The following is a 22,382-nucleotide window of genomic DNA, read 5'->3' as shown; positions in this document are numbered from 1 at the left end:
GGGGAAGTATCTTCTCCCTTTAAAATGAGAAAACATCACTTGATAAGTATCTTTCCCCTGTATCACAAGTGATACACACCACAACATCATCAGGTGTTAGTCGTTTTGCAACTTCAATTGCGGCATAGCATGCAGCTCCGGAAGAAGGCCCAACTAACAGTCCTTCCTCACGTGCTAATCTTCTTGTAATGTCATATGCTTGTTCATCTTCAATTTTAAAAATTTCATCATATACATCTTGATTTAAAATCGGTGGAATAAATCCGGGGCTTGTCCCAACTAGCTTATGGTTTCCAGGTTTACCACCTGAAAGGACAGGAGAACCGGCAGGCTCAACAACATGGACTGTTACATTTTTATAATGTTCTTTCAAGGCTTCACCTGTACCTGTAATGGTACCGCCAGTTCCAGCTGTCGCAACAAATGCTGAGAGTGGTTTGCCGATTTCATCAAGGGCCTCTATAATCTCCCTTGCAGTTGTATGTCTATGAGCATCAGGGTTTGCATGATTATCGAATTGCATTGGAATAAATGAATCAGGAATTTGTTTAGCTAGCTCCTCAGCTTTTTTTATTGATCCTGGCATTCTTTCATGTCCTGGAGTTAGAACCACTTCTGCTCCGTAAGCTTTAAGCAAGTTAATTCGTTCTTTTGTCATAGTATCAGGCATAACGAGGATTGCTTTATAGCCTCTTGCTGCCGCGTTCATTGCAATTCCAATCCCGGTATTCCCACTAGTTGGCTCAATAATAGTTGAATTTGGCTTTAATAAGCCTTGTTTTTCTGCCTCAACGATCATGTTGAAAGCTGCTCGGTCTTTCACGCTTCCACTCGGGTTAAAGAATTCAAGCTTTAAATATATTGATGCACCATTTTCTGGGTTTAAACGATTTAACCTAACTAGAGGTGTATCTCCGATAAGCTCTGATACGTTATTTGCAATTTTCATGTTGCCACTTCCTTTTTCATTTATATAAGGCTGTTAGAGAACCTTGAGCCGTAGTATTTTTTACACTATCAGAAAGGATATAAATTTTATGGAGGATAGTATAAGAAAAACTAGGGCTTTCGCCATTATGACTTGGCGATAAGCAAGTTTTTCTAATAAATCACTTATTTTATAATATAGACAGTTAACAGTATAGCAACTGCTGAACGCATTGTATATGAAACGACCTTTTAAAGCTTGGATATGTGGGATAAAATAAACTTATCTTAAATAACATTGGGGGCTGCTATGAAAAAACATTATTTTATTGCCGTACCTATTGAAGAACATCATCAACAGCTTATTCAAAATTGGATTACAACCTATAAAAATAAATTGCCCTTTCAATCATGGGTCCATCCAAATGATTATCATATTACATTAGCATTTTTAGGTGATGTAGGGGAAGTTGAGAAATTAGAGTTATTAGTCGAGAAAATTCAACAGGTTGTTCAGTTTGTTCCACATTTTGATTTGATGTTAAAAGGAATTGACGTTTTTGGTAAGCAGGATGCTCCAAGAATTTTTTGGGCTGGTGTAAAAGAATCAATGAATCTACAGCATTTACAAAAACAAGTGTTTGACAGATGTCAAGAAGTGGGGTTTCAGCTTGATAAAAAGCCTTTTCGTCCTCACATTACGTTAGCGAGAAATTGGAAGTCAGAGGAGCCTTTTAGAAAATGGCCACAACTAGATCATGCTTTTGAAGGAAGTTCATCTCATTTTCATGTAAAGAAGATTCATCTGTATCAAACAAATCTGAATAAAATTCCAAAGTATGAGGTGGTTGAAACATTTCCTTTGAAAACTTTGGAGAATGAAACAGAATGAAATATGTTAAGCTGATTCTACAAATTACTTGTTTATATGGAATTTATAGTATAGGTGAAGGAATTCGGGCACTTATTAAACTTCCCATTCCAGGAAGCTTGATTGGAATGGTTTTATTATTTGTCGCTCTTCATTTTAAATGGATTAAAAGAGATTGGTTTTCTTCTGGGGGATCGTTTCTTTTGAAAAATTTGCCGATATTATTTATTCCTGCAACTGTAGGGATTATTGATTATCTGAATTTATTTAAAGGATTTGGGATTATTACCTTATTCATTGCATTTTGTAGTACGATGATCGTTATGGTGGCTTCAGCTTATATAAGTGATGTTCTTTTGGCAAAAGGGAAGAAAGTTCATAAAGATAAGGGGCTATCTTTATGACAATTTTAATAGGGTTATTTTTTATTTTGATAACTTTACTTATTTTTAGTTTTATGAGGAAACTTTACACGAAATTTCCACATCCGATATTAGTTCCAATTTTTACGTCTAGCCTGTTCATTGTCATTATCCTTCTTTTAGCTAAAATATCTTATAGTTCATATATGATAGGTGGTCAATGGATTGAGCATCTTTTAGGTCCTGCAGTTGTTGCTTTTGCAATTCCACTTTTTGATCATCGGGAAACTTTAAAGCGTAACATAGTAAGTATTTTTACTAGTGTTTTCATTGGTTCGCTAATTGGCGTGTGTAGTGGGATTATCATGAGTCTATTAACTAATGTAGACGAAAAACTATTACGTTCGTTAGCACCTAAATCTGTCACGACTCCAATAGCTATGGACATAAGTGAAATGGTAGGAGGAACACCGACTCTTGCAGCTGTTTATGTCATGATTGCTGGAATTTCAGGAGCAATGTTTGGACCTTACTTGATGAATTTGTTTAAAATTAAACAACCAATTTCAAGGGGAATTGGCTTAGGGACTGCTTCACATGGGATTGGAACGGCAAGAGCATTAGAGATGGGAACGGTTGAAGGAGCCATAAGCTCAATTTCCATGACACTAGGTGCAATATTTACTAGCATTCTTTGTCCAATCCTTTTATCCTTATTTTTATAAGAGAATTTAATTAAAGAGGCTATAACACTAGGGCACCATTAGTTTCTAATTATTGGGACACTGCCTTTGAAGTAGCTAAGTTTTAAAAACAGCAAAATAGGAGTTGTTCAGCGTTTGGCGCAAATCATTAAGCTTTTTGATTATATATCCCGCTATGAATTAGATGCTTATCGTTACCCAAGTCAATTCATACGTTTAAAGAGACAGCAATGGGAAAAGGTATTTCAGGCCTGGGAGAATAACATGTTCCATACTGTTATGAAGGTAAGTGAAACGCCTGATAACCAAGATGAAGAGGAAGAAGAGAAATCTACTTTAATTAAGAAATTTAAAAAAAGATTTTCAAAGGTAGAACAAGAGCAACAAATGATTAAACCTCTAGTAAATGATTCGGCTTTAGATGATGATGAATTACAGTTTCAATTTACGACAATTCCAAAGACACTTGATGACTTAAAGCATTTATTTTTAGATTATATTTTTCGTTTTCAAATTCGATGGGCAAGTTCAACAATCCGTGAGAAATCCTCTGTTGATCATGCTATTTATCGAGATCAATTATTGCCTTATTTTGTGAAACGTCTTCCCGATCATTATTTATTACTTTATCGTCCTGTTTTCAAACTGAAAAATGCACCGGTAGAATTGGATATTATCTTAATTGGGACGACTGAAATTTATTGTTTAACAATTGTAGAACAATTACCTGAAACTGTTTTTATTGGTTCAAAGGAGAAATTTTGGACAGCCCGAAGAGGGGACGCAGAACGCAAATTATTAAATCCTGTACTTAGTTTAAATCGTACGGGTACGGTTGTACAAAAATTAATTCATTCACAAGATATTGATATTTCAGTAAAAAAATTAATTATAAGTCGAAACGGTTATGTTGACTATCCCTTTGCTCCACATGATATAACGATTTTAGATAAGAGAAATTATGAAGAATGGTTTCAAAGACTAAGAACCTCATCAGCGCCTTTGAAACACACCCAGTTAAAAGCTGCACAAGTTCTCTTATCGCACTGCTTAACAAACTCTTTTAATCGAAGTGAATGGAATGAAACGACATAAAAGTTTAAAGTTTTTTTGTTAAATTTGAGCTTTAGATAATTGATAATCTTAGTGGAGCGTAATGAAACGGTCTATGCATAAAAACTAAAACCTCAATTTTAAATGTTTATCAAATAAAGGACAAGATGTCATTTTGTCCTTTATTTTATTTCCAAAAAAGCAATGATTTAAAATGAAAAGCTAATAAATGGGACATGAACACAAATATTACAAATACATAAACTATGAACAAGATGGAGCTTCAATATGAGTGTATTATTTTTGATTATTCACCAGGAATCTGGTTATGGTAGAGGAAGTAAAATATGGAAAAAAGTTAAGAAAGAACTTGAAAAAAGAAAAGTGTCTTTTCGTTCTTTCTATACAGAATATCCTGGACATGCGGAGGCTCTTGCAAGACAAATCGCCACAATCCAAGATTACCGTCTAAAAACTGTTATTGGTATAGGTGGAGAAGGCACAATTAATGAAATTGTAAACGGTTTAAGTTCATTTGATAAAATACAGATGGGCTTTATTTATTCAGGAAGTAGAAATAAATCACTGACCAATTTCTCTTTATCTTCTGACCCAAAAAAAGCTATAAAACATTTATTTCAACGCTGGAATGCACCTTTAAATGGATATTATTTAGGGGAATATCGTGTTGAAGGGAAGAGTGGGAAGAATTATTTTTTCAATCGTGTGGGTATAGGGCTGGACGCCAGTATACTGAGTCAAGAAAAAAAGGAGGGAAAGGCAAAGTCAGGTTTGCCCATTTTAGGGCATGTCAGGTTTATTGTCGGGCTATTAAAGGTATTATGGAATTATGAATTCTTTTCAATATCTCTTGAGACAGATCAAGAGCAACCCTTAGCGTTTGATTCAGTATGGTTCATAATTGTTTCTAATCGTTCTAATAGAGATGGAAATTTACATGTTTTAATCATAAAAGAAGCTAAGCGGCTTAAATTACTACCTTTATTATTATTGACTAAGGAAAGAAACAAAACAAAAAATGAGTTTATTGAGGAAATATCCTGCAAAGAGATCACAGTGAAGACTGATTCCACTCGACTTGTTCATGCTGATGGAGATGTAATAGGAGAAAGCCCAGTGATTATCAAGATTAGTGAATCACATAAGGCATTTATCCTATAGATGTTATGGTGTTAACATCGGAAATTCTATCTTTGTTAGAAATTGGTCCAAATTCACAACAAAAACTCTCGTATGGGGGTGCTCATCATGCTGAGTATTAATAGGCAATTCCAAGCCTTTTTAGATAAAATGAATGAAATAGCAGTTATTATGCCTAAGGAATTTGATAGTGAAAATAAAGCTTTTTTTATAAAGAATGATCAAAATCAAGAGGCTCTATTAATAGTAGAAAAAATTGATATTGGAAAACAAATAAAATATGTCTGTAGTTTATCGAACCCACTATCATTTGGGAAAACCTACATCATTAATGATGAAGATGGTTTAGAAACAGATTTACAAATAGGAGCTGTCATTCGGTCGGATGAATTCGATAAGAAATTTTATTATGATGACAATGATTTAGGAGCAAATTATACTAAGGAAAAAACAGAGTGGAAAGTCTGGGCTCCTACAGCAACCATTGTAAAACTTCGAATTTATCGAAGCGATGGAACGCAAGTTGATACTTTCCATATGATCAGATGTGAAAAAGGTACATGGTCGATTACACTTGATGGTGATTATGAAGGATATTATTATACGTTTCTAGCTTGCATAAATCTTGTGTGGAATGAAGCTGTTGATCCATACGCAAGAGCGGTCTCAATTAATGGGGAATACGGTGTTATTATTGATCAAAGCTTAACAAATGTACCAATAATGATTCCATCTGCTCTTAAACAGAAAACGGATACCATCATCTATGAGGTTCATGTTCGAGATTTTTCTATTCATGAAAATAGCGGGATGAAAAATAAAGGGCGATATGAAGCGTGGACGGAGCTAAATACCAAAAATAGTTTAGGCGATTCTACAGGTATTTCCTATTTGAAAGAGTTAGGTGTCACACACATTGAATTGTTGCCTGTAAATGATTTTGAGGAAGTTGATGAACAAAAACCATTCGAAGCATATAACTGGGGCTATAACCCCCTGCATTACTTCGCACCAGAAGGGAGTTATTCTCTAGCGCCTGAAAACCCGTATAAGCGAATAATAGAACTCAAAACACTTATTCAATCTCTCCATAAACAGAATTTAAGAGTTATTGTTGATGTAGTTTTTAATCATGTTTATTCCAAAGAAAATTCTTCATTTGAAAAGTTATTACCAGGTTACTATTTCAGGCATGATGAAAATGGATTGCCTTCTAATGGAACAGGTGTAGGAAATGATCTTGCCTCGGAACGAATGATGGTCAAAAAGTTTATTGTAGATTGTGTAAAGTATTGGATGAATGAGTTTGATATAGATGGCTTTCGTTTTGATTTAATGGGCATTCTTGATATTAAGACTATGAATGAGGTTCAGAAAGAAGTTCTAGAGATAAAGGAAGATGCTATTTTATTAGGAGAAGGATGGGATTTACTTACTCCATTACCTTATGAAGAAAAAGCAATCATTCCGAATGCTCATAAGCTGCCAACGATTAGCTTTTTTAACGACCAGTTTAGGGATGTGATTAAAGGGAGTACATTCAGTGTTCAAGATCGCGGGTTTGTATATGAAAACCTCGATACTCTCGAGCAGATGAAAGCACTTATAACTGGATCACCTACTATGTTTCATGAACCTCACCAATCAATTAATTATGTTGAGTCACATGATAATCATACGATGTGGGATCGCTTTTTATCTTTTGCAGATTCTGAAAGCGAAGAATTAAGAAAGGCAAGACATCGGTTAGCAACAAGCATTGTTCTATTATCTCAAGGCATCCCCTTTCTGCATGGCGGCCAAGAATTTTTCCGAACAAAAAACGGTGTGGAAAATAGTTATAACTCCCCTGATGAAATCAACCATCTAAATTGGGATGAAAGATCACAACAAAAAGAAAATGTTGAGTATATGAAAGGGTTGATAAAGCTTAGAAAACTCCATGGGGGTTTTCGATTATCATCTCAAGAATTGATAAACAAACATGTGCATTTTAATAATTATCCTCATCTTCTTTCTTATGAAATGAAGAATGTAGGAGCCTATGGCCCATGGGAAAGACTAGTTGTCATTCATCATCCTCAATGTCAAACATCGTATCAATTTATTCTTCCTGGAAATAAGGGATGGAAACAGATTATTAGTCCTTCTACGATCCTACTCGATCGACCTATTGAGGTAGATCATAAAATAGAGATAAGAGAAATCGGAACGTATGTTTTTTGTAAAAACTAGGATTTTTAGTTTTGCTTGACTAGTCTTAGTCTAAGAGGCTAAAATTTAATAGGATGGCTATAGTGCAAAGAGTCTATAATCACTAATAGCTATCCTTTTTATATTAGCGATTATTTTATACTATTGTAAGAACCTAAAGAAAAATAACTTTTTCATAAATTTTTATACGAAATGTTGGGTTGAAATTGAAGGTGAACTGGTTGGAACAAGTATTAGGTAGCGAGTGGAAAATTACACCTGCTGGAGGAGCAACAGGAGATGCATATTTTGCAACAAAAGAAGGGCAGGAGCTTTTTTTAAAGCGAAACAGTTCTCCATTTTTAGCCGTACTCTCTGCAGAAGGCATCGTTCCAAAGTTAGTGTGGACAAAGCGGATGGAAAACGGTGATGTGATTACAGCACAACACCGCCTAATTGGCCGCGAGTTAAAGCCAAAGGACATGAATGGGCAAAATGTTGCTGAATTGCTGCATAAAATTCATCGTTCAAAAGAGCTTTTAGATATGCTGAGAAGATTAGGAAAGCAACCGCTCACTCCAAACTCCATAATTGAAGATATTTGGCAAGCAGTTGCTTTTGAAGGATTCGATATTCCTGAAATTACGGAAGCTATAGAGCTCTTAGTCAAACAATTGCCAAATGTTCAATGTAATGACCAAGTTGTCTGCCATTGTGATGTGAACCATAATAACTGGCTTCTATCTGAGGATAATCAATTATATTTAGTTGATTGGGATGGAGCTATGATTGCTGATCCTGCTATTGATATAGGCATTTTACTTTACTGGTATATCGATGAAGCTGATTGGACAGAATGGCTTTTATCATACGGTTTGGAGCTGGACGAGCATTTAACAACTAGAATTTATTGGTATGTGCTATTGCAAGCTTTAACCTCTTTTTTATGGTACCATGCAAAAGAAAACGAAAAAGAAAAGCAAAACTGGGTTGAGCATATCAGAATCATACTTGATAAAATAAAAAACCGTTAAGAATACGTATCAATATCATTAATCCATTGTGATAATTGATTTTGATGTGATTCTATATGTTGATCTAATGATGCTGAATATTTGCCCGTTTGGCTATAGTTATATATATCTTCAAGTAGTTCCTTTGATTGTTGATTCGTATTTGAATGAACCATAAGAGATTTTATGACTCTTTCCAGCTGTTCACACTCTGCTACAGTTCCACAGCATTCACTTTGATGATCTGATAGAATATCTTTTAATAAGTTTACCTGATCCTGGTATTGAATTGGCAAAATTAACACTCCTTTTAAATAAGCCATATACCTTAATTTGTGTTTATTAAGTAAAAATATACAAGTAAATCTTATTATTAGAAAATCAATTTTTACTTAGGTACTGACTGGATAAAGGTCAGTCTTTTTATTGTAATGAAAGAAGAAGTGTAAGTTACACAATTCCTAAATAGGTGTACTTAGATAAGCCTTGCGAACAAGCTTTTTTCATGTTATGTTTTAGAACGATATAATAACGATAGAGGTGTCTTCATGCGTTTACGTAATAAACCTTGGGCTGGTGAATTTATCGCTGAGCATTCTGACTATGCTATTTCAAACCCTGAAAATTATAAAGGGAAATGGCATGAAGTGTTCGGTAATCAAAACCCAATTCATATAGAAGTAGGAACAGGGAAAGGGCAATTTCTAGCAGGAATGTCTCAACAAAACCCTAACATTAATTATATTGGCATAGAGCTATTTGATAGTGTGATTGTGGCTGCAATTCAAAAAGCAGTTGATAAGCAACTTTCAAATTTTAAGTTGCTTAACGTGAATGCGAAAAATTTAACAGAGTATTTTGATCAAGGAGAAATAGATCGTGTCTACCTGAATTTTTCTGATCCATGGCCAAAAGTACGTCATGCAAAGCGACGTCTTACTTATAAGAGTTTTTTACAAATGTATGAGAGCGTGCTTGTAAAAGGTGGAGAAATCCATTTCAAAACAGACAACCAGGGATTATTTGAGTATTCTCTTATTAGTTTTTCAGAATATGGACTTCGCTTAAAATATATTAGTCTTGATCTTCATAAAAGTGATTTTGAAGGAAATGTTATGACCGAATATGAAGAGAAATTTTCTGAAAAAGGTCAACGTATTTATCGTGTAGAAGCTAAGTATATGAATGAATAAGTTGTGTTTTGAGGAAATGGTGATAATGGCCATTTCCTTTTTTGTGTTTTATGCTATTGATCAGAGGATCTCACATCTTTTTCCTAACGATTATCTCTATGGTAAAATAATAGATGGGGAGGGGATGTTAATGGAAACATTTCAAATTGGTCAAACGAAGATGACATGGTTAAAGGGTGGAGTAACTTTTCTTGATGGTGGGGCAATGTTTGGGGTAGTTCCAAAGCCGTTATGGTCTAAGAAATATCCTGTTAATGAAAAAAATCAAATCGAACTTCGAACAGATCCAATCTTGATTCAAAAAAATGGGTTACATATTTTAATTGAATCAGGAATAGGTGCAGGAAAGTTTAGTGAAAAGCAGCTTCGGAATTATGGAATTCAGGAGCAGTCTTCTGTTGAAGATAGCCTAGAACAATTGGGCCTAACAACAAATGATATAGACTATGTATTAATGACTCATATGCATTTTGATCATGCTTGCGGTCTCACGAAATGGGAGAATGGGCAATTAACATCCGTATTTCCTAAAGCGAAGATTATTACTTCCTCAACTGAGTGGGAAGAAATGAGAAATCCAAATATACGATCAAAAAATACTTATTGGCAAGAAAATTGGGAGCCCATTCAAGAGCAGGTTGAAACGTTTCAATCATTTTTATTAATTGAAGAAGGAATTACTATGTACCACACTGGTGGACATAGTGATGGTCATAGTATTATTGTCATTCAAGACGGTGGAGAAACAATCGTCCATATGGCTGACTTAATGCCAACACATGCTCATAAAAACCCTCTTTGGGTTCTTGCGTACGATGACTACCCAATGACTTCAATAGAAATGAAGCAAACATGGTTGAATTTTGCGGGAAACAACAATGCATGGTTTACCTTTTATCATGATGCATTCTACCGGAGCATAAAGTGGAATGAACAAGGTGAAATAATCGGCAAACTAGATCGAGTTAGAACATAGTTAAGAGGATAAGGGCATTTCAAATGAAATGCCCGACTTTAAGCGATACTGCTTAGTTAATTTTTTCAACATGAACAATTGTTCCGCTGTTTGTGTCAACAAAAGCCTCATACTGCTCTAATTGATCCTGTACAGTTCGAGACACACCTGCTTTATAAACTTCATAAGACAAATGGTCAGTTGAGAAGTTTTCTGGAACTGTATAAATCCAAGACCCATCAATGGATCCTTTTTCCTTAAAGGCTTTTTTCACGATTTCAAGTGCTTTTTCAGATGAAATTTTGCTTGATTTTAATTGGTCTTTTACTAAATATGTCCCGGCAATACCTAAGCCTAAGCCAAGTAAAAAATATTTACTTTTCACGTTTCATACACCCCTTTTTTATATGTCTTTAACACTGTGTTTGGGTATCTAAAGTTTCAACTCTATCATTAGTATACAGAAACCTTTAAGGCATGTTAAGAACGATTAGATGAGGTAATAGTATGTTTTAGGTAGACGGGCTATTGATCTTAGAAGTCATTACATAATAATCAAGGCTTATATAAGGAACTGTGTTATATAAAAAAGATCTAGAGTACATAAAAAAACTTGAAAAAGATGAAAAGAGGGAAAACATGAATCAAGAAACATTAGAGTTGTTTAAAACATTAACAGAGCTGCCGGGTGCACCAGGGAACGAGCATCAAGTACGTGCATTTATGAAAAATCAATTAGAGCCAATATCAGATGAAATTGTTCAGGATAAATTAGGTGGAATTTTTGGGGTCCGAAAAGGCGCGGAAAACGATCCAACGATTATGGTAGCTGGACACATGGATGAAGTAGGATTTATGGTTACTGCTATAACAGATAATGGAATGATACGTTTTCAGCCATTAGGTGGATGGTGGAGTCAGGTGCTTCTTGCGCAAAGAGTACAGATTATTACAGACAATGGACCTGTTATTGGCGTTATAGGCTCAATACCACCTCATTTGTTGAGTGAAAGTCAGCGCGCAAAACCAATGGACATGAAGAACATGCTTATTGACATTGGGGCAGATAATCGTGATGATGCAAAGGAAATTGGAATCAAACCTGGACAACAAATTGTCCCTATTTGTCCATTTACACCTATGGCAAACCCTAAGAAAATTTTAGCCAAAGCGTGGGATAATCGTTATGGATGTGGACTTGCAATTGAATTATTAAAAGAGTTAAAAGATGATAAGCTGCCAAATACATTATATTCAGGTGCCACAGTACAGGAAGAGGTTGGATTAAGAGGTGCTCAAACAGCCGCAAATATGATTAAACCAGATTTATTTTTCGCATTAGATGCTGGTCCGGCAAATGATATGAGTGGAGATAAAAAAGAGTTTGGTCATATTGGCAAGGGAGCAGTTTTGCGAATTTATGACAGGTCGATGGTTACACATCGTGGAATGAGGGAGTTTGTTCTCGATACAGCAGAAACAAATAAGATCCCTTATCAATATTTTGTTTCCCAGGGAGGAACAGATGCAGGTCGAGTACATGTGTCAAATCAAGGTGTTCCGTCAACCGTAATTGGAGTAAGCTCCCGCTATATCCATACTTCTGGATCTATTCTTCATGTTGATGATTATGCAGCAGCAAAAGAGCTTCTCACACGGTTAGTTAAACAATGTGATGCAACAACGGTTAAAACCATAAAAGAGAATTCCTAAAAGAATAAGGGAGAGGCATACCGTGAGAATAGCAATTGGAACAAAAAATCCTACAAAAGTAAATGCAGTAAAAGAAGCCTTTTCTAAACATGTAAATGCGGAATTTATAGCAATAAATGTTTCATCAAATGTTTCTGCACAGCCTATAACTGATCACGAAACGTTAACAGGTGCTATGAACCGAGCAAAAAATGCTCTCGAGGCTGAAGGTTCACATATAGATCTTGGGGTAGGTTTAGAAGGTGGCCTGGTAAAAACAGACTTTGGTTACTTTTTATGTAATTGGGGAGCACTTGTTGCACACCAGTCACAACCAATTATTGCAGGTGGGGCTAGAATTATGATTCCTGATGAAATAGGTGATCTTGTTTTTAGTGGACGTGAATTAGGTGATGTAATGGACGATTATGTAAAGAAAAACAACGTCCGCCAAAATGAAGGGGCAATTGGTATCTTTACAAATGGACTTGTAGATCGCACAAAAATGTTTCAAGAACTTTCAAGTCTTCTTATCGGTCAATATTTATATCAACAGAAACATAAATAAGAAATCAGAAAACCCTTCAGTTACCTATTTACTGAAGGGTTTCAAGTTTAAATAGGGTCAGAACGTTGAGGAAGCCAGTTGGCTAAGAAAGGGGGTAATTCTTTATCATTTGCCCGAGTTGTATGGCCTCCGTTTTCTAATTTAAAGGTTTTATCTTTACTTGAAACAAAGTCAATGACGCGAATATTTTGCTCCTTTAATACAAGTCTGTCAAAATCAGTTGAAATAACAAGAAGATTAGAAGTAATATTTGCTAAGTTTGCCTCTTTACCATGAATCATTAATCCGCCATTAATCAATTTGTTTTCTTTTCCTAATTCCTGCATTAACTCCCTCATAGCAGCACCTGTAAATGGGATATGTCCATCTGTCCATTTTTTTAGCCGCTTCCACTTTTTTACATATTCATCATCATATGCTTTATTCAGTAATGATAAGTAAGGACTAAAATAGATGGGGTTTGTCACCATCCTCATTGCTGCTTTCATTGAATTTCCGGAAATGAGACCGATTGTATCAAGCAGCTCACTCACATCAAGTTTACCTTCTTTACTTGCATTAGCTAGTTCCTCAAAAAAAGGGACTGTTTCAAAATCGATTGGCGATACATTTAAAATCAAGTTGCGAACTGGTTCTTCGGCAATCGTGGCATACATGGTTGCAAGAGTACCACCTAAGCAATAGCCAATGATTGTAACTTCTTCAGCACCTGAATGTCTTAATGCTCGTCGAACACCTTTTTGAATATAATCAACAACATAGTCACTTGCCGTAATGTCTTTGTCTTCATATCCTGGTATACCAAAATCTAATAAATACACTTCAAAGCCGTTTCGTGTGAAGTTTTCAATGGCACTGTTACCAGGTGCCATGTCTAAAATAAAGGGCTGATTAACTAAAGAATAAACTAGAAATAAAGGTACCTTATATTTTTTTTCAGCAGGCGCATAGTACCACAATGTTGCTTTATTCTTTTTCCAAACAGCTTTTCTAGGTGTAGCCCCAACTTTAGGCTCAGGACTACTCCATACCCCAAAGAAGTTTTTCCATCTTTTTATTTCCTGATCAAGATCATAAGTAGGAGTGGATGGTTGTTTTTTATCCATTTTTTCTCTTTCTCTTTCTTTTTTCTTTAAGAAGCTGTAATAATTTCGTATTTACTTCTTGAAAATCAACTTGACCAGGTGGTTTCATTAATTCTTTATGAAGTTCATCTTTCAGTGAATGGGAAGAGGATAAACACATTTTTTTCTTCTTTAATAGTTCTTTCCTGCATTTAATCACACGTTTCTTAAGTTTATCTTCTAGTTCCTCTAACGGTTTAACGATTTCTTCTTTAATATGGCTAGTAGGATTTTTTATTAAATCTGCTAGTTCATTTCTAAGCTTTTCATCTAATCCTTCAAAGCGATTTTCTGTTAGATTTTTCATAAGCATCTTTTTAATATCTTTTAACATATCTAACACCTCGTGTACTTCATCTTCCAAATCATCGAGTTTATCTTCTGACTGAACAATTAGCTTACCTAAACGACCTACATCTTTCTTAGTAGGAAAGTTTAATTGTGTGGATAATTGCTCTACATATTCATGAACAGCTTCCATTAAATGTGCTAAAACTTTACCGGCTGAATTGGCTGCAACTGCTACTTCTTCATGATCTAATTTATCTTGAATATATTTATTGAGTTTATTTTCCAGAGTAAAACCGAGTTGTTTTAGCAAAGGAAATAATTCAGGTGTTTCGTTCTTACTCATGTTATAGCTCCTCCTATCATGTGAAAATCAAAAAATTTATTACTATAGTATAGAAGCGCATTCTATTATTTGTGCAAAAATTAATGAACGAGCCTTTGCCTGTTTTTATAATAGATAATAATCTAGTCCAACTTTCTAGCAACTAGTGTAATAACCGTTACAACTCTGTGTTAGTGTGAATAAACTATGTTTGTTCATTCTAATTAGGGAGGGGATTTTAAGATGGAAGAAAACCAATTTAAGAGTTTATTGGACGAAAATAATCAATATAGTAAAGTTAGAAATATTTACGATCAATTAATCTTATCAAGCCAATTTTATGATATGGATGTTGAAACATTAGATGCTTTTTTAACACACTTTGAACTAAAAGATGGAATTACCTTTGAAGAATTTATGGGTTTATATAAAATATTTGATGCTATATATGAAAAAGATAAATTTCCTATTATTTTCTAGGATATTTCATGATGTTTTTAAAGGGGGGAGATCAAATTGAGAAAAAAGCTTATTACGACGAGCTCAAAGGGACTAATGACAGATTCCTTTCCCTACCAGCTGTATCAAAAGGCAAAAAAATATGGGACTTGGAATCCTAATGAAATTGACTTTTCACAGGATAAAGAAGATTGGAAGAATCTAGGTGAAAAGCATCGGGAATGGATTGTAAGACTTCTTGCACAGTTTCAAGGTGGAGAAGAAGCTGTTACACATGATTTATTACCACTTTTAAAGGTAGTTGCTGAGGAAGGTAGATTAGAGGAAGAAATGTTTTTAACAACATTCCTTTTTGATGAAGCGAAACATACAGAATTCTTCCGGAAGGTTTTGGATGAGCTTGGGGAAAATAGGGATTTAACACACTTACATTCAAAAACCTATCGTAAGTTTTTTTATGAAATACTTCCAGAAACTATGGAGAAGCTCTGGAAAGACAGGTCACCTGAGAGTTTAGCTGATGCAGCCACTGTGTATAATATGTTTTCTGAAGGAGTCCTAGCAGAAACGGGATATAAGGTGTTTGCAGATGGTCTGAATAAAATGCGGATAATGCCCGGATTATTAAAAGGAATTGAGCATTTAAAAATAGATGAATCAAGGCATATTGCGTATGGAACGTTTTTATTACAAAGGTTAATAAGCGAACATCCTCATTTACTAGACAGAGTATTAAAAAAGCTTGAACAATTAGCACCACTTTCTTTAGCTCTAAATGCTGAAGGAATGATATTAGGTGAAGGTGAACATTATGAAAAAAGTAACTCAGAGCTTATGGACTTTACCAAAAAACAACTTAAAGCTAGAGTGGAAATTCTTTCAAGAGCAAAAAATCAACAAATAGATACGGATGAAACCTAAATGAAAAGACTAGGGGTACCGTACCCTAGTCTTTTAACTCATGCTTCAACTACATATGATAGGACGTCAAGTGCTTGCTGAATGTTTTCAACAGTTACATTTGCTTTATTAGACAACTCTTTTAATGGATGATGAAGCTGTTCAGGTCTTATTAAAATAAGAGGTTTGTGTAGTGTAATAGCTGTACTTGCGTCCATAGCAGTATTCCACTGCTTGTATTTTTCTCCAAATAGTGCAATAACAAGGTCCGCTTTATTCATTAACAAAGATGTTCGCAAATTATTAATACTTGATGCAGCTTCATCTTTGTAAACAGGTCCAGGTTGTTCACCAATAATCTTTTCACCAATATCATCGGATAAATCATGTCGTTCCATTGGTCCTACAAATTTAAAAGGTAAATTACGTTTCGCTGTTTCCTTTTTTAATTGCTCGCGCCAATCTGTATGTATTTCTCCTGCCAAGTAAACAATAAATTCCATCATATCCCTCCAAATAGATTTTACATCCATTTTACCATATTTTATCCAAAACCAAAGATCTCAGCTTATCACTTTGTCTTGCTAATGTAAAAATGAAGAGGTTATGATGTAAGAGACTCTAAGTAAAAGTAATTATTTTATAGGTCTAAATAAATAGCTGCTAATTCTGTAGGATTCATAAAAAGGGGGATTTATATGAGAAAACATAGCTTTATCATGCTGGTCATAATTTTAGTCCTACTTTCTGGTTGTACCCAATCTGAAGAGAGTCTTAGGAATGAATCTATTGATCACACAAAACAGGCTTTTGATAATGAGGAGTTGGAAGTTAATGAAAAAGCAGATCAATTTTCATTTTACTTACCTAATGATTTTAAGATAAAAGAAAAAAATGATTATAATGTATTACTTGAAGACGGTAATAAAAGTTATATCCTTTTTGTTAATTTGAATGAGCCAAAAAATAGTAAAGTTTCCTATGAAACTCTAACTGAGCAGTATCAGGAGCCATTTCTATCAAAAACGTTTGAGCAAAATGATCGTTTTGGTTACTTATTTGTCGTTAAAATTGAAGAAAATAAATATGAAGTAACCGTTGGCGTAGGAGGTACAAAAGTAACAACTGAAGCGAAGGGGAATGATGTAGCAGAGGACGCTGAAGCTATGATGATGATTGCTAATTCTGTTCAATAAATAGGTTTTCAATTACATGCAAGATGGGAAAGTGGAAACATAAACAACAATCATATACACTAGAACTACGCATTTTTGTTTCAGATAACATGCTTTTTCTATTAAAGTTGTGAGGGAAAGTTCTAAAAACACCGACTAAGCTAAGATGAACAACTTGTGATAACAAACCATTATTAGGAGGATATTACGATGAAAAAATTAACATCAGTAGATGAATATAAACAAATTATAGAAAATGAAAAGGTCATTTTCATGTTCTCAGCAGACTGGTGTCCTGACTGCCGTGTGATTGAGCCAGTTCTTCCAGAGCTAGAAGAAGAAAACAGTACATTTACATTTTATTATGTAGACCGAGATCAATTTATTGACCTTTGTGGTGAACTGGATATATTTGGTATTCCGAGCTTTATTGCCTTTCATAAAGGAAAAGAAGTTGGCCGCTATGTAAATAAAGACAGAAAATCTAAAGAACAAATTCAGGAATTTATCAATACAATAACTGTTTAACATTTAACTGTTTTATATGGTGGAATTTCTTATAAGGGAAGGAGGAAATGAGATGAAAATGACATCAAGAAAATTAGTTGAAACCCTCAAGGAAAAACTTTCAAATCCACAATGGCAGTTTGATTTTGACCGTGAGAAAGATACGTTAAGAGTGGAGGATTCTCTTAGTAAAAAAGGTGTAACCTTATCTCTTCCAGGTATAATTGCAAAATATGAAACCTCAAAGCAGAAAGCGGTAGATGAGGTTGTTTATTATGTAAAGGAAGCATTAACAGTGATGAACGAACAGCAAGATTTATCTGGAAAGGAAAAGAATATATTTCCAGTCATTCGATCCACGTCTTTTCCAACAGAGAGCAATGAAGGTATTGCTTTATGTTATAGTGAACATACAGCTGAAACACGTATTTATTATGCGCTAGATCTTGGAAGTACATATCGCTTAATAGATGAAAAGATGATGAAACGAGAAAATTGGACGAAAGATCAGATTAAAGAAGTAGCTGCTTTTAACTTAAGGTCTTTAAAGACTAGTGTAAAAGAAGATTTAGTTGCTGGAAATGTTTTTTATTTTCTAAATGCAAATGATGGTTATGATGCAAGTAGAATACTGAATGAAAGTTTATTACAATCCTTTGCAGAGAAAATAGAAGGGAAAATGGCTGTAGCTGTTCCACATCAAGATGTGCTAATTATAGTAGATGTTCGTAACGATACCGGCTATGATATTTTAGCACAATTAACGATGAGCTTTTTTGCAAGTGGCACAGTTCCTATTACTGCCCTATCCTTTTTATATGAAAACAATGAGCTTGAACCTATTTTTATACTAGGTAAAAATAAACCTCATAAATAAGGGAGCATTCTTAAAGCAATCAGTAGTTTTACGGTTGCTTTAAGTTTTTAACCTCAAAAAATTATTTCCTTTTTTTACCCCTTTAAAGAAAAGATTTATTTCGAACATATTTATTAGCTATATAGTCAAAGAAAAGAGGCAGCCGTGATATAAGTTATTTATATTCGGTCTACCTCTTTTCTTTTGTGTTTGCATTGGAAGTAGATGCCTAATGAAAATCACCGTCCAATATAAACGAATAACTTTTCAAAAGAGACTACACTTTTATCTACAAAAAGAGACATTTATTGATACAATAGAATATATATTTTTACAAGCAAGCTTATTAGATTTGTAAATACAAATATTCATAGTCTCTCACCGTATTAGGGTGGAAGTAAATGTAAGTGATTATTTTTGCTGAATATATTGAAAGAGTGATTAAAAATGAGTTGGATGAAAAAACTATTTTCTTATTTTTTAGGAGATGACGAAAAAGTAAGTGAAAACAGTGAGACGAGAGAACATGAACAAGAAGCTCAAAGAAACATAGGGAGTGCTTCAAAGTTTGAAAATGAAACACAAAATCATCATAAGGCAGAAGCCAGAGTTTCTTATCAATATCCTAAAGGGAATTTCCGTTTTCCAATAATACCTGATGAAAAACAAACATCAAGAGACATGCGGCCAAGGCGTTCAAGTGAAAAATCTCAAACAATGAGCGAAGTAAGACCTGTCTTGCCGAATCGTAAATCTGTGAAGAAAAGATACACCGAAGAAAAAGTAGAAGAAAAACCAATAAAAAAGAAACAACCATTCCACCCTACTTCCATCCCATCTCCGATTTTTGGTTTTCAATCAAAAGAAGAGAGGATGCAAAGTAGAGAAACACAGCATTCGATACAGAAACAACCACAAAGTATAGCGGATAGCAGTTACATGGAGGAACCTGTTACTTACAAGATGGAAACTGAGGCTCCTTTACAGTCTAATCATAAAATGGGTGAAACTGCTGCTACTTTAGAAATATATGAAGAAAATGAGCAGCAAACAGCTATTGAACAATATGACCGCTCTGAATTTCAACAAGAAGAGGAGACTACAGTTACATATTCTCTTGATGATCATGAGATGGAAGAAATCGTATATGAAAGAAATGCTGATATGGTGACTCATGATGAGATAGACGATGATCTTGTAGATGAAGCTCTTTCTATTGTTAAAACTGAGTTTAATAAGAAACAACAACCTGTTGCATTAGATATAGCTGTAGAAAATGAACAAATTGAACAAGAAAGCATTGAAATGAAACCATCATACAATGATCAATATGAGGAAGAAGAACAAACTGAATTGTATCTAAATGAAGATCAAAGCGTGACATTATTTGAGGAAACAAAGGTTTCTGAATTTGAAAATGAGTCATTTCAAGAATCATTTGAAGAATCATTTGAAGAATCAATAAGAGAACAAGAAGAACCAATCTTACACGAACCAGAACCACCTAAACAAGAAAGCAATAAGCGAAAACCTTTACCATTTAATGTCATGATGCTAGGAAGAGATAAGCAAAAAATTCGTGAAAAAACAGAACAGCCACAAGAACAAGCGCAAACACAAGAACAAACACAAGAACAAACACAAGTACGAGTTCGGGCACAAACACAAACACATGTAGGGAGTTATCAATTTCCATCGCTTGGATTTTTAAATATACCAGAAAAAGAATTAACAGAGGACCATACATGGCTTGAGTCACAAAAAGACCTTCTAAATCTTACATTAAAGAATTTTAATGTAAGGGCAAGTGTAGTGAATGTGACCCAAGGGCCTTCTGTAACAAGATTTGAAGTTCATCCCGAACCGGGAGTGAAAGTTAACAAAATTACAAACTTAAGTGACGATATTAAATTGAGTTTGGCTGCTAAGGATATTAGGATTGAGGCTCCGATTCCAGGAAAGAATACGATTGGAATTGAGGTACCGAATAAGGTAGGTAAAATGGTTTATTTACGCGAGATTTTAAGAAGTTCAGAATTTCGTAATAATCCTTCCCCTATGACCGCAGTACTAGGTTTAGATATTGCCGGTCAACCAGCAGTTACTGATTTGAAGAAAATGCCTCATGGTCTTATAGCTGGAGCAACAGGATCAGGTAAAAGTGTTTGTATAAACACAATTTTGGTGAGTTTATTATATAAAGCCTCACCACATGAAGTGAAATTAATGTTAATTGATCCAAAAATGGTTGAATTGGCACCTTATAATGATATTCCACACCTTGTAAGTCCAGTTATAACGGATGTGAAGGCTGCAACAGCTGCATTGAAATGGGCTGTTGAGGAGATGGAAAGACGTTATGAATTATTTGCTCACTCCGGCACAAGAGAGATTACGAGATATAATCAGCTAGTTAAGGAACATAATCAAGGAGAACATCTCCCGTATCTTGTCATTGTTATTGATGAGCTTGCTGACTTAATGATGGTTGCTCCTAATGATGTAGAAGAAGCCATTTGTCGTATTGCACAAAAAGCTAGGGCATGTGGAATTCACTTAATCGTTGCGACCCAACGTCCCTCTGTTGATGTAATCACTGGGTTAATCAAAGCTAATATTCCAACTAGGATAGCCTTTTCTGTTTCATCTCAAGTTGATTCACGAACGATTATTGACGTGAGCGGTGCAGAAAAACTTCTTGGTAAGGGTGATATGCTCTTTTTGGAAAATGGGTCATCAAAAGCAGTTCGTCTTCAAGGTACTTTTGTATCAGATGAGGAAATTGAAAAAGTCGTAAAGCATGTGAAGCTTCAATCAAAACCGGAATATTTGTTTCATCAAGAGGAATTGGTGAAAAAAGCAACCATTCAATCTGAGGAAGATGAATTATTTGTAGAAGCATGTGAATTTGTCGTTAATCAAGGGGGAGCTTCAACATCAAGCTTACAAAGAAGATTTAGAATTGGATATAATCGAGCAGCACGCCTAATTGATATGATGGAAGACCAAGGAATTATTTCTGAAAATCGTGGCAGCAAACCTAGAGATGTCTTAATTTCGGAAGAAGAGCTTGATTCGATTCATGAAAGTAATGTGTTATAGGAAAAGTAAAGGTAACCAGTCTTAACTGGTTACCTTTAAAATATCATTCAAGATATGCTATTATACGTTTAAAAAGTAGGTTATGTTAAAGGTGTTTCAGTGAATAAGGAAAAAAGTAACTTTACATAACTTGAAGTAGGGTTGTAGTATGAATAATATTGTTTATCTTCATAATCTTCGTGAGGAAAAAGAAAACCAATTAGTTAGCTTTGTTTCTAAACATATATCTGCTACGCATATGTACGTAGAACGTCAAGTTAATATTAGAGAAAAAGTAAAAGCAAAGCATATCTTTTCTGAACAAATTTCTTTAGAAAAGGGTGTTGTTTTTTCTTCATTACAAGAAAAGCTTTTTAATGATTGGTTTACTTACGATTATGTAACAATTAGTGGCATGACTATTTATCAAAACTATATTAAAAATGCAAATGGACAAAAGCATCCACTAGATTCTGTTGTCCATGCCCTTTTTATGGCGAGTGTACTTGAACCGTTTAAAGTAATAAAAACTGTTGGAGAGAATATACATGCTAAGAAATTACTAACTGGTGAAGAGTGTGTGATTAAAACGGACAGAAAGGTTGAAGAGGTGGCGCCTTCAAGCATCTTGTTTCTTAGATCAATCCCTTTACTAGATGGACAATTATGTGTAAGCAATATTTTTATTCAACAGGATGATACCTTAATTGATGCGTTATTGACGGAATATAAAAAAAGTAGCGAAAGCTGGCGTACATTTTTAAAGAAATATTCCATAAAATATAGTTGGACTAGTCAATCAGTGAAATAAAAGGTGGATAAAGTTGTAAACTTTATTTTTCATGGTCATAATGAATGGCAAATGATATAATATATTTTCGTAAGCTGATTACATATTAAAAAAAACACAAGAAATTAGAAGCGATTCTTAATCGTTTTATATACATGGGTTGCAAATCAAGATAAGCGTCATAT

24 protein-coding genes are annotated in these 22,382 nt (G+C 34.5%); 18 read left to right on the top strand and 6 right to left on the bottom strand.

What is annotated here, in order from left to right; all coding sequences use genetic code 11:
- Positions 1-19: 19 nt before the first annotated feature.
- Positions 20-949, bottom strand: a complete 930-nt coding sequence (cysK, locus tag D9842_RS14325; protein ID WP_121663099.1) for a cysteine synthase A — start codon at positions 947-949, stop codon at positions 20-22.
- A 288-nt stretch (positions 950-1,237) separates the two neighbouring features.
- On the opposite strand from cysK, the gene thpR reads away from it, so the two are divergent.
- The 7 genes from thpR to D9842_RS14290 all read left to right on the top strand — a co-directional run bounded on the left by thpR (position 1,238) and on the right by D9842_RS14290 (position 8,305).
- Positions 1,238-1,819, top strand: coding sequence for an RNA 2',3'-cyclic phosphodiesterase (thpR, locus tag D9842_RS14320; RefSeq protein ID WP_121663098.1), 582 nt, complete (start codon positions 1,238-1,240; stop codon positions 1,817-1,819).
- Positions 1,816-2,202 (top strand): CidA/LrgA family protein, encoded by a 387-nt coding sequence (locus D9842_RS14315; RefSeq protein WP_121663097.1) that lies wholly within the window; start codon positions 1,816-1,818, stop codon positions 2,200-2,202. Before thpR ends, D9842_RS14315 begins: the two co-directional genes overlap by 4 nt.
- Positions 2,199-2,885 (top strand): LrgB family protein, encoded by a 687-nt coding sequence (locus tag D9842_RS14310; RefSeq protein WP_121663096.1) that lies wholly within the window; start codon positions 2,199-2,201, stop codon positions 2,883-2,885. Before D9842_RS14315 ends, D9842_RS14310 begins: the two co-directional genes overlap by 4 nt.
- A 114-nt stretch (positions 2,886-2,999) precedes the next feature.
- Complete coding sequence (locus D9842_RS14305; protein ID WP_121663095.1) at positions 3,000-3,959, top strand: nuclease-related domain-containing protein; 960 nt, start codon at positions 3,000-3,002, stop codon at positions 3,957-3,959.
- 246 nt (positions 3,960-4,205) lie between these two features.
- A complete protein-coding gene (locus D9842_RS14300; protein ID WP_121663094.1) occupies positions 4,206-5,099 on the top strand; it encodes a diacylglycerol/lipid kinase family protein in 894 nt (297 codons plus the stop codon).
- Positions 5,100-5,186: 87 nt separating this feature from the next.
- Positions 5,187-7,313: a type I pullulanase gene (gene pulA / locus D9842_RS14295; protein ID WP_162987439.1), complete on the top strand. Its 2,127-nt coding sequence runs from the start codon at positions 5,187-5,189 to the stop codon at positions 7,311-7,313.
- Between the two features lie 191 nt (positions 7,314-7,504).
- Positions 7,505-8,305, top strand: a complete 801-nt coding sequence (locus D9842_RS14290) for a phosphotransferase family protein (protein WP_121663092.1) — start codon at positions 7,505-7,507, stop codon at positions 8,303-8,305.
- On the opposite strand, the gene D9842_RS14285 is transcribed toward D9842_RS14290, so the two are convergent.
- Positions 8,302-8,589, bottom strand: a complete 288-nt coding sequence (locus D9842_RS14285) for a YtzH-like family protein (protein ID WP_373995127.1) — start codon at positions 8,587-8,589, stop codon at positions 8,302-8,304. The genes D9842_RS14290 and D9842_RS14285 overlap by 4 nt on opposite strands.
- A gap of 243 nt (positions 8,590-8,832) precedes the next feature.
- On the opposite strand from D9842_RS14285, the gene trmB reads away from it, so the two are divergent.
- Together trmB and D9842_RS14275 are read left to right on the top strand one after the other, a co-directional pair.
- A complete protein-coding gene (trmB, locus tag D9842_RS14280) occupies positions 8,833-9,477 on the top strand; it encodes a tRNA (guanosine(46)-N7)-methyltransferase TrmB (protein ID WP_098794965.1) in 645 nt (214 codons plus the stop codon).
- A gap of 130 nt (positions 9,478-9,607) precedes the next feature.
- The gene (locus D9842_RS14275) at positions 9,608-10,453 is read left to right on the top strand and encodes a YtnP family quorum-quenching lactonase (protein WP_121665071.1); all 846 of its coding nucleotides are present in this window, start codon (positions 9,608-9,610) and stop codon (positions 10,451-10,453) included.
- Between the two features lie 52 nt (positions 10,454-10,505).
- Here D9842_RS14275 and D9842_RS14270 read toward each other — a convergent pair whose 3' ends face one another.
- Entirely contained in the window at positions 10,506-10,817 is a 312-nt protein-coding gene (locus D9842_RS14270) for a PepSY domain-containing protein (protein WP_098794967.1), read from the bottom strand.
- Positions 10,818-11,071: 254 nt separating this feature from the next.
- Between D9842_RS14270 and D9842_RS14265 the strand changes: the two genes are divergently transcribed.
- Positions 11,072-12,145 carry a M42 family metallopeptidase gene (locus tag D9842_RS14265; protein ID WP_121663090.1) on the top strand — a complete coding sequence of 358 codons (1,074 nt, stop codon included), beginning with the start codon at positions 11,072-11,074 and terminating at the stop codon, positions 12,143-12,145.
- 22 nt (positions 12,146-12,167) lie between these two features.
- A complete protein-coding gene (locus tag D9842_RS14260) occupies positions 12,168-12,692 on the top strand; it encodes a DUF84 family protein (protein ID WP_121663089.1) in 525 nt (174 codons plus the stop codon).
- A gap of 47 nt (positions 12,693-12,739) precedes the next feature.
- On the opposite strand, the gene D9842_RS14255 is transcribed toward D9842_RS14260, so the two are convergent.
- Both D9842_RS14255 and D9842_RS14250 read right to left on the bottom strand, forming a co-directional pair.
- The gene (locus tag D9842_RS14255; RefSeq protein WP_121663088.1) at positions 12,740-13,798 is read right to left on the bottom strand and encodes an alpha/beta fold hydrolase; all 1,059 of its coding nucleotides are present in this window, start codon (positions 13,796-13,798) and stop codon (positions 12,740-12,742) included.
- Positions 13,791-14,450, bottom strand: a complete 660-nt coding sequence (locus tag D9842_RS14250; RefSeq protein WP_121663087.1) for a hypothetical protein — start codon at positions 14,448-14,450, stop codon at positions 13,791-13,793. The genes D9842_RS14255 and D9842_RS14250 overlap by 8 nt, the downstream gene beginning before the upstream one ends.
- A 222-nt stretch (positions 14,451-14,672) precedes the next feature.
- On the opposite strand from D9842_RS14250, the gene D9842_RS14245 reads away from it, so the two are divergent.
- Together D9842_RS14245 and D9842_RS14240 are read left to right on the top strand one after the other, a co-directional pair.
- The gene (locus D9842_RS14245) at positions 14,673-14,909 is read left to right on the top strand and encodes a hypothetical protein (RefSeq protein ID WP_121663086.1); all 237 of its coding nucleotides are present in this window, start codon (positions 14,673-14,675) and stop codon (positions 14,907-14,909) included.
- Between the two features lie 36 nt (positions 14,910-14,945).
- Positions 14,946-15,809, top strand: a complete 864-nt coding sequence (locus tag D9842_RS14240; protein ID WP_121663085.1) for a R2-like ligand-binding oxidase — start codon at positions 14,946-14,948, stop codon at positions 15,807-15,809.
- A gap of 38 nt (positions 15,810-15,847) precedes the next feature.
- Here the strand turns inward: D9842_RS14240 and D9842_RS14235 are convergent, their stop codons facing one another.
- The gene (locus D9842_RS14235) at positions 15,848-16,291 is read right to left on the bottom strand and encodes a YtoQ family protein (protein ID WP_121663084.1); all 444 of its coding nucleotides are present in this window, start codon (positions 16,289-16,291) and stop codon (positions 15,848-15,850) included.
- Positions 16,292-16,486: 195 nt separating this feature from the next.
- Between D9842_RS14235 and D9842_RS14230 the strand changes: the two genes are divergently transcribed.
- The 5 genes from D9842_RS14230 (at position 16,487) to D9842_RS14210 (ending at position 22,218) form a co-directional block, all read left to right on the top strand.
- Positions 16,487-16,984, top strand: coding sequence for a hypothetical protein (locus tag D9842_RS14230; RefSeq protein WP_121663083.1), 498 nt, complete (start codon positions 16,487-16,489; stop codon positions 16,982-16,984).
- 189 nt (positions 16,985-17,173) lie between these two features.
- Entirely contained in the window at positions 17,174-17,491 is a 318-nt protein-coding gene (locus tag D9842_RS14225; RefSeq protein WP_121663082.1) for a thioredoxin family protein, read from the top strand.
- A gap of 52 nt (positions 17,492-17,543) precedes the next feature.
- Positions 17,544-18,347 (top strand): DUF1444 domain-containing protein, encoded by an 804-nt coding sequence (locus tag D9842_RS14220; protein WP_257535877.1) that lies wholly within the window; start codon positions 17,544-17,546, stop codon positions 18,345-18,347.
- Positions 18,348-18,773: 426 nt separating this feature from the next.
- Positions 18,774-21,428, top strand: coding sequence for a DNA translocase FtsK (locus D9842_RS14215; protein ID WP_121663081.1), 2,655 nt, complete (start codon positions 18,774-18,776; stop codon positions 21,426-21,428).
- Positions 21,429-21,576: 148 nt separating this feature from the next.
- Positions 21,577-22,218, top strand: a complete 642-nt coding sequence (locus D9842_RS14210) for a hypothetical protein (protein ID WP_121663080.1) — start codon at positions 21,577-21,579, stop codon at positions 22,216-22,218.
- Positions 22,219-22,382: the final 164 nt, after the last annotated feature.

It is taken from the genome of Metabacillus litoralis, assembly GCF_003667825.1.
Taxonomy (GTDB): Bacteria; Bacillota; Bacilli; order Bacillales; family Bacillaceae; genus Metabacillus; species Metabacillus litoralis_B.
The sequence above is the reverse complement of the archived record's forward strand: the minus strand, read 5'-3'. Positions and strand labels throughout refer to the sequence as shown.

What these genes read in the sequence shown, in the direction of transcription:
- cysK (WP_121663099.1), bottom strand. Translation starts at nt 949, where the DNA reads ATGAAAATTGCAAATAACGTATCAGAGCTTATCGGAGATACACCTCTA.
- thpR (WP_121663098.1), top strand. Translation starts at nt 1,238, where the DNA reads ATGAAAAAACATTATTTTATTGCCGTACCTATTGAAGAACATCATCAA.
- D9842_RS14315 (WP_121663097.1), top strand. Translation starts at nt 1,816, where the DNA reads ATGAAATATGTTAAGCTGATTCTACAAATTACTTGTTTATATGGAATT.
- D9842_RS14310 (WP_121663096.1), top strand. Translation starts at nt 2,199, where the DNA reads ATGACAATTTTAATAGGGTTATTTTTTATTTTGATAACTTTACTTATT.
- D9842_RS14300 (WP_121663094.1), top strand. Translation starts at nt 4,206, where the DNA reads ATGAGTGTATTATTTTTGATTATTCACCAGGAATCTGGTTATGGTAGA.
- pulA (WP_162987439.1), top strand. Translation starts at nt 5,187, where the DNA reads ATGCTGAGTATTAATAGGCAATTCCAAGCCTTTTTAGATAAAATGAAT.
- trmB (WP_098794965.1), top strand. Translation starts at nt 8,833, where the DNA reads ATGCGTTTACGTAATAAACCTTGGGCTGGTGAATTTATCGCTGAGCAT.
- D9842_RS14275 (WP_121665071.1), top strand. Translation starts at nt 9,608, where the DNA reads ATGGAAACATTTCAAATTGGTCAAACGAAGATGACATGGTTAAAGGGT.
- D9842_RS14265 (WP_121663090.1), top strand. Translation starts at nt 11,072, where the DNA reads ATGAATCAAGAAACATTAGAGTTGTTTAAAACATTAACAGAGCTGCCG.
- D9842_RS14255 (WP_121663088.1), bottom strand. Translation starts at nt 13,798, where the DNA reads ATGGATAAAAAACAACCATCCACTCCTACTTATGATCTTGATCAGGAA.
- D9842_RS14250 (WP_121663087.1), bottom strand. Translation starts at nt 14,450, where the DNA reads ATGAGTAAGAACGAAACACCTGAATTATTTCCTTTGCTAAAACAACTC.
- D9842_RS14245 (WP_121663086.1), top strand. Translation starts at nt 14,673, where the DNA reads ATGGAAGAAAACCAATTTAAGAGTTTATTGGACGAAAATAATCAATAT.
- D9842_RS14235 (WP_121663084.1), bottom strand. Translation starts at nt 16,291, where the DNA reads ATGGAATTTATTGTTTACTTGGCAGGAGAAATACATACAGATTGGCGC.
- D9842_RS14230 (WP_121663083.1), top strand. Translation starts at nt 16,487, where the DNA reads ATGAGAAAACATAGCTTTATCATGCTGGTCATAATTTTAGTCCTACTT.
- D9842_RS14225 (WP_121663082.1), top strand. Translation starts at nt 17,174, where the DNA reads ATGAAAAAATTAACATCAGTAGATGAATATAAACAAATTATAGAAAAT.
- D9842_RS14220 (WP_257535877.1), top strand. Translation starts at nt 17,544, where the DNA reads ATGAAAATGACATCAAGAAAATTAGTTGAAACCCTCAAGGAAAAACTT.
- D9842_RS14215 (WP_121663081.1), top strand. Translation starts at nt 18,774, where the DNA reads ATGAGTTGGATGAAAAAACTATTTTCTTATTTTTTAGGAGATGACGAA.
- D9842_RS14210 (WP_121663080.1), top strand. Translation starts at nt 21,577, where the DNA reads ATGAATAATATTGTTTATCTTCATAATCTTCGTGAGGAAAAAGAAAAC.